The sequence below is a fragment of the Arthrobacter glycogeni genome, assembly GCF_054510815.1.
Genome location: NZ_JBTNDV010000004.1, coordinates 258,863 through 264,862, shown reverse-complemented (window position 1 = coordinate 264,862; position 6,000 = coordinate 258,863). Strand labels below are relative to the sequence as shown.

General features: G+C 56.5%; 6 protein-coding genes. 3 read left to right on the top strand and 3 right to left on the bottom strand.

Annotated features, from left to right (window positions below):
• Positions 1-165: 165 nt before the first annotated feature.
• On the bottom strand, positions 166-660 hold the full coding sequence (locus ACX80G_RS06760) for a DUF6578 domain-containing protein (RefSeq protein ID WP_459306651.1): 495 nt from the start codon (positions 658-660) through the stop codon (positions 166-168).
• Between the two features lie 274 nt (positions 661-934).
• Between ACX80G_RS06760 and ACX80G_RS06755 the strand changes: the two genes are divergently transcribed.
• Positions 935-1,636: a hypothetical protein gene (locus ACX80G_RS06755; protein ID WP_459306649.1), complete on the top strand. Its 702-nt coding sequence runs from the start codon at positions 935-937 to the stop codon at positions 1,634-1,636.
• 203 nt (positions 1,637-1,839) lie between these two features.
• Here the strand turns inward: ACX80G_RS06755 and ACX80G_RS06750 are convergent, their stop codons facing one another.
• Positions 1,840-2,793 (bottom strand): hypothetical protein, encoded by a 954-nt coding sequence (locus ACX80G_RS06750; RefSeq protein ID WP_459306648.1) that lies wholly within the window; start codon positions 2,791-2,793, stop codon positions 1,840-1,842.
• 130 nt (positions 2,794-2,923) lie between these two features.
• Between ACX80G_RS06750 and ACX80G_RS06745 the strand changes: the two genes are divergently transcribed.
• Positions 2,924-3,370, top strand: a complete 447-nt coding sequence (locus ACX80G_RS06745) for a hypothetical protein (protein WP_459306646.1) — start codon at positions 2,924-2,926, stop codon at positions 3,368-3,370.
• 259 nt (positions 3,371-3,629) lie between these two features.
• Here the strand turns inward: ACX80G_RS06745 and ACX80G_RS06740 are convergent, their stop codons facing one another.
• Positions 3,630-4,322, bottom strand: coding sequence for a hypothetical protein (locus ACX80G_RS06740; protein WP_459306644.1), 693 nt, complete (start codon positions 4,320-4,322; stop codon positions 3,630-3,632).
• Positions 4,323-4,879: 557 nt separating this feature from the next.
• Here ACX80G_RS06740 and ACX80G_RS06735 point away from each other — a divergent pair.
• Positions 4,880-5,926: a hypothetical protein gene (locus ACX80G_RS06735; RefSeq protein ID WP_459306642.1), complete on the top strand. Its 1,047-nt coding sequence runs from the start codon at positions 4,880-4,882 to the stop codon at positions 5,924-5,926.
• Positions 5,927-6,000 lie beyond the last annotated feature (74 nt).

Genomic DNA, 6,000 nt, shown 5'->3' with positions numbered 1-6,000 from the left:
GCGATGACCTGATCAGGGGTATGTCTACGTGCCATAAAAGTGAATTTCCTCCTGCACCCATTATCGGATGCGAAACTCACATAAACACTGGACTCCTACCCGGGGACCCAACCAAGGGAACTTCTGGGCTGACGAAACAGGGTGTTATCGGCGTGAGAGGGTCCTCTAGGTGGAATCTCGGATTCTGACGACCCAGCCGACAAGACGTCCATCATGGGTGCGGCGCTCCTGCACACTGGACACGGTGTGGTGCATAGCGCTTCCGACTTCCGCCAAGCCGGTCCTGTTATCTACCGGGTACCGCACTGATACTTGATCGATGCGCGTGACTTGACCTGAAAGGTGGGTCCATTCCGACCGGTCGTATATTTCCCCGACGAAGCCGGCGTAAGTATCGCGCTGCAGGGTCACCAGTCGTCGACCCGCGAACATGCGATGAAGCCATTCCTGGTCCATCGGGACCAGCTCCCAGTCGACTTCTTCGTCGAGTGCGACGCTGAAGCCGTCTTCCGATACTTGCCATTCGGTTAGCCACACGTCGGTCTCGTGGGGTCCCTGAGAAGGGACGGCGTTCTCCAGCTCAGCTTCTTCGGGTTGTTCTGCAGTGAGTGGTTCGTAGGAGAAGGAATAATGGGAGTGCTCACCGGGTGGGCAGGACATGTCGCATTCCTGGCACGTGCTTGTCGACGAAAAGTTTGGTGCGCTCCGGTCTTCCATCTCATGAGCCTAGAGCCTTTGGGGGCGGTGGATAGAAAGAACTTGGCCCCACACAGGCCGCCGATCAGAGCTGCCGTTATATCCATACCGGCTGCGACCCCATTGAGTCCGGAACTCCAGCGACGTATCAGGCTAAGAAAGCCTTCAGTAGTCCCTATTGATCCAGCAGCAAAACACTAATAGGTATTGTCATGCTGAATACGTAGGATCAGGTCTCATGGAATCTCTCGCCGGCGGTCAGCTGGAAGTGAAGCGCGCCCGTATTGTCGATTTGCTTCCGCTAAGTTGGAACACGTCCCTGACACTGAGCAGAGGAAAAAGCCCACGGAATGCTTGGCAAAAGCGGCTGCAATCAGCGATTACGCTGCCAATCCTCGTTCTCCTCTTCCTGATGTACATGCCGTCAGGCGACGTGATCACCTCGCGCTCCCGCGATGCCGTGATTCTTCTGACTGAAGCCAGAAGTACTAAGAAGACGCTGCAGCGTTTTGGATCTATGGTTCTTGTTTTCCTCGCCTCACTATTCTTGTTCATCATCTGGCTGTTTTCTCTCACGCTCTTGGGTGACACGATTGGACCTTGGATAGGGCTTCTGCCCCCGCTTTGGTTCGTTGTCGGGCTCTTGCTCTTGGCGACGTCAACGGACGGCAGCCTTTCTGCGCTGAACCAAGCTCTGATGCTGGTCCGACCGCGCGGGCCTTACTGGGTGGCGCAGGCACTTGCGTCCGCGCCAGGAGCGCGGACGAGTGGGCTTGAATTTGCGAGGACCGCGATCGAGAACTTCGTTCCCGCCGGAGTCCCAGTCGTTGTAACCGCAGCGTCGGAGAGAATAGCCGTTGTCTACGAGCGGTTTGGGTTTGTACGTCAGAAGCCAGGCGGTCTGAATTTGATTGGGCGATCACCCGCCCATCATTTGTGACGCGCTGGGCATACCCATCAGCAACAGGGATCGGAAATCTTCGGGCAGGCTTCTTGTGCCGGTTGACGTACTAGACCGTTATCGGCGTTCCGGGTGTCCGAGGGAAAGCGACAACCAAACCGTTGACAGTCTAAGCCGTTTAGAGCGTGTCGAGGTTGGGGGAGTGCTGTTGTGGGCGTAGCTGGTTCCACATCTGAGGTGTATCACCAACGGCATAGTTCATTTCGTAGGCGGCGTTGCTGCGGTAAAACTTGCGGCCCAGCGTGATGGAAAACCCTCCATAGTCTCCGCGGAGTTGAGAATAGCTTCTTTAGTGTGGATACCCGCTGGATCAGTTGTGTTCGCTGTTCCCGCTCGTTAGAAGCGTTTTTCGTGGTGGAGGAATAGGGCAGGCTCGCTTTATCCGTCAGGTGTCGCGGGTGGGTCGACGTTTCACGTTCCATACGGTAGAGAACAGGCAAGGGCTCGAAGGTTAAGAACAGCAACGCAACCGACCCCAAAAGCCACAGAATTGCCCACGGCTGGGTATTTGTGACGTCTGCTCCCACTCCCACTATGAAGCCCAAAGCTGCAGTGAAGCTGCAGAGTCCAAAAGCGAACGCTCCGAAGGCGAACCATCTCCATCTGCTAAGACGGAAGCCAAGCCATACACCTCCGTTCTCCGTGAATACGGGAGGTTGGTCACCAATGACTTCTCCGTCGAGATAACTCCTAATCAAGCGACGGCGCCGGATGAAGACGCTGGCAACACCTATCGTGCCCATGAAGACTAGGAGCGGTATGAAGATAGCGGGGAGAACGTCAAGGCCTGCAGCACTAATGCTCTTCATGGTAATAGGTTGAGGTAATATTTCTCCGACCACATGAGCAAACGAGAACGTTAGTGCAATCCCAGCGATGAAAAAATACGCGGGAGCCAGCAGCCGACGCGCCGGAATCACCTTGATCGCAATGAGTCTGGCTGTAGCGGTTCGGTGAAGGCTTTCCATCACCGCCCGATCCTGGCAAAACTCTGAGGCCTGCATCTCTTCCCTCCAGAAACTCGATTCCCGCTTAAGCCTTGTTGCGGCAGTGAGCTGGTTGAGGGCCAAGAGCAAACCTCCCATCGCGGAGAGAATAGCCAGCATGGGAGTCAAAAAATCAGTAAACCAAGTCACCTATTGATTATGGCCATCCGGTCGGCAAATCTTGTGCCCGCAGCGGCCCGGTTTTGTTAGTTGGCGACTTTGCCGCCGCAGGGCGCGTCGTCTGTTGTTCCGGTCCCCTTAATCTTGAGACACTTCCACCATGATCATCGACAACAAGGCCATGCTCGATCGCGTTGTTACAAAGGTGTTCAACGAAGACTTCGTTACTACGCGCGTCAGCCCGGACAAAGTACCCGGGACCCATGCCGTTGAGGTGAGTAGGCGGTATCACAAGGAGCGCACGGCGATCATTCGAGTTGATCACGTGTCGATGTACGTCTTCATTCCAGAATTGAATGTCAGCGCCGGCGTCTTCCTAGGTGCCCCTGAAGAAGACGATGATCCCGAGGACGTAATTCAGGCGGAAAGGGAGGGCGAGTTGAGGAGACTCTGCCGGCTTATGCACGTATACCTCGGAGGAGGCGGGCTTATCAGCGAACGACGAAGCCTGCTGGGCCGCGGCATCGTCCGCAGACTGGTTATCGAATCGGATGGCTTCGAGTGGCGCCTAGGTCGGAATGCGTCGAGCGGCCCGAAGCCGATCTAATCCGATGAGGGATCCCCCAAAGACCACCCTTCGGTGAAGGTGCTGAAGGAGGACCGCCAATCTCGGTTCAGGCGAACACGAACAGCGTCCATGTGCTGCAACCTACGCAAGGTGGTCCTGAATCAAGCCGTCCTAGTGGTCCCCACTCGCATTGACATAGTCAGATCCGCCCGCGAAGGCTAGCGGACACCCACGTACAGACGCCGCGCCGGCTCAAACTGCTGCTGCGTCGAGCGTCATACACCGGCTCGGAGGAAGCCTAGGACTTGGATCGAATCAATTTCTCAATTTTCTTGTGCTCACGGACTGAGCGCATTAACTGCCACCAACCCTTGAAGAATTTCGGGTGAACTGTTCCAAGCTCTGGAATCGGTCTGTAGTAATCGCGGTTATTGGGGCCGAAAGGTACCGGTTTGCCCTCCCGGTAGGTGACGAAGTCGAATGGCCCACGGCCGGGAGCGGCATGGCGGACGAAAAAGATGGCAGATCCGTCGAACTCGTCCCCTTCTGGTGCGATGTCCTCGATCCACTTCCATGGAATGTGCCCCACCTGGATAACGTTCGGGGCCGGCAAATCGGTCTTGTCGAGGGTGCGGCGCTGATCGGCATCGTAGAAGCTGGCTATCCCAGACAGAATCATTTGAACACCACCGTAAGATATTTCGATCAGCTCTGCGCCGGCATACATATGTCCTCGCCGCGTCACGCTGTTGCCGCCGTCGTATCCGTGCTTGTACCGGGCCACGTTCATCACGATGACCTTGCTGCTCAGGCCTCGAGTGCGGATGGGACCGAGGACCTTCCAGGCTTTCTCCTCGAGCTCGCGAATCCGTTCACGTTGCTGACGGAAGGACAGGCGGCGGCCAAGGAAGAAAATAGCAAGGGTGACGCCGAGTGATGCCACTGAGATGGAAAGAGAAATGAGATCCACCCAGGAGTACGCACTGTTCACAGATCGAGTCTATGGCGAGCGCGATACCAGTTGTCCTCCACGTTCCCCGAAGGACGAAGCAGGAATGTCAGAGAGGTAAGACACAATTGCCACATGATGTTCGGAAAAGACCGCACGGGTATTGAACGTGCCTATGTCTCATTGCCCGTTCCAACCGACGAGGTTGTGCAAGTCGCGGTGCAGTGGTGCTTATCCCGTGCTGGTGGCAACTATCAAAAGATAGGTTTGCGCGTCCCCAGCAAGCGAGTGATCACAAGCTCCACAGCTCTCCAACGCCTTGAGTCTGCCGGCGTTGCGATCAGTGGTGAGAGTCGCCGCGGATCCAACCGTGTCGTCCGAGGACCCCTAATCGTTCTGTCCCCAACCCTCGAAACGCTGTGTGAAGCCGAAGATACGAAAGTAGCGACGGCAATCGTTGTTGTGGGCGCCTATGGTCCGCTCGAGCCCGATGCCAGAAGGTCCAGCAGAGTCCCGGCACTACTTGAAGCACAAAGGTCAATCGTGAAGCGTCTCTTGGGCACCAGTAATTCATTGCCTGACACAGCGCAGTGGTAGCCATGAACACCTCCGCAACTCCTACCGAGGATTTCAGCTGGCTTCCCGAAGCACTGGAACCTGTCGCGCTGCGCTTGGCACGGGCCGATCAGTGTGCCTATCGCGTCGGTGATCTGACTTCCCAATGGTCGCTGGACGGGCCGTTGGGCATGGAGCAGGTCCGGCGCGGCGACAACGTGCAGATGTTCCTGAAGTCGATCCGACCGGTTCCGCCGGAAGTGCTTTTGCTATTCAGCGAGGCCGTCAACCACCTTCGCGCGTCGATCGACAATGTCGTGTGGTACCTCATCGAACAAGAACACGGTCAACTTAACGGTTCCGCAGGAACCCTAGTGAGCATGCCGATTCTCGAGTCTCAAGAAGCCTTCGAGAGATGGACGAGTAGGAGGGTAAAGGAGAAAATTTCCGCATTCGGTGCTGACACGTCTTTAGGGCGGCGACTGCACACATTGCAGCCGTTTTCAGACGTTCAGAGTGCAGTCCCATCCACCGGTCAGGTTCTGGCCAACCTCATGCGCTTGAAAGTCGAAACCGCGCACCCCTTACGCCTCCTACAGGCTTATTCGAACGGGGATAAACACCGGTCCATCCGCGTCGCTGTGCCTAGGACCTTCAGTTCCACGGACGCGACACCATTAGTAGAGCAGGATCTGGCACACCAAGAACTGAGAGTCGGGGATGCCTTAGGGCCACCGACACGTTGGGGACAGATGTCCGTCCTGGAGACAAACACGGCAATGATGGTCCAACGACCGGAGCCTTTCTCTGCATGGGTGAACCCTGTAAAAGAACTGTGTGCGATGCGTCGTCATGCCAGCCGGGTCGTCATTCCCGTCCTGCTCACAGGACTGGAGATGCCGCGTAGTCTGCCCGCCGCCGTCGAGCTGGGGGATAACGGGCAGTCCACCCGCGAACGTCTCATTGCTGGAGTTTGGGAAGACGCTGACGCACGTCTGGCCGGCATTATGCGAGACAGGTTTCACGAGGCAGAACACAGGGAAATAGCAATTCCACCGGTGGTTGAAGACCTAAACCCGCATTCAACCTGAGCTGGGGCGGCAGAATGGGATCAGCCGGTAGTGGAAGGAGATTTTGTGGCTACCGAGGAAGAGGTTGCAGCATT

Excerpts from the sequence above, each read along its gene's own strand:
- ACX80G_RS06735 (WP_459306642.1), top strand. The coding sequence starts at position 4,880 with ATGAACACCTCCGCAACTCCTACCGAGGATTTCAGCTGGCTTCCCGAA.
- ACX80G_RS06745 (WP_459306646.1), top strand. The coding sequence starts at position 2,924 with ATGATCATCGACAACAAGGCCATGCTCGATCGCGTTGTTACAAAGGTG.
- ACX80G_RS06755 (WP_459306649.1), top strand. The coding sequence starts at position 935 with ATGGAATCTCTCGCCGGCGGTCAGCTGGAAGTGAAGCGCGCCCGTATT.
- ACX80G_RS06760 (WP_459306651.1), bottom strand. The coding sequence starts at position 660 with ATGTCCTGCCCACCCGGTGAGCACTCCCATTATTCCTTCTCCTACGAA.